Annotated in this window: 1 pseudogene; it reads left to right on the top strand. The window is 46.1% G+C overall.

The features are described from left to right. Window positions 1-18: 18 nt before the first annotated feature. Window positions 19-332: pseudogene (locus FC32_RS10850) on the top strand (MSCRAMM family adhesin SdrC); the annotation flags it as partial.

Raw genomic sequence — 332 nt, 5'->3', positions numbered from 1 at the left:
TCGCTCACGGATGTTGATGTGGATTCACTGGCGCTTTCTGATTCGCTCAATGAGGTCGATGTGGATTCACTTGTGCTTAATGATTCGCTCAATGAGGTGCTTGTTGACTCACTTGCTCTTGCTGATTCGCTCAACGATGTTGAGGTAGATTCACTTGTGCTTAATGATTCGCTCAATGACGTTGACGCTGATTCACTTGCTCTTGCTGACTCGCTCAATGAGGTTGAGGTTGATTCACTTGCACTTAATGATTCACTCAACGAGGTGCTTGTTGACTCACTTGCGCTTGCTGACTCGCTCAATGAGGTCGATGTGGATTCGCTTGTACTTAA

The organism is Ligilactobacillus apodemi DSM 16634 = JCM 16172 (genome assembly GCF_001434405.1).
GTDB classification, from domain to species: Bacteria; Bacillota; Bacilli; order Lactobacillales; family Lactobacillaceae; genus Ligilactobacillus; species Ligilactobacillus apodemi.
The sequence above is the reverse complement of the archived record's forward strand: the minus strand, read 5'-3'. Positions and strand labels throughout refer to the sequence as shown.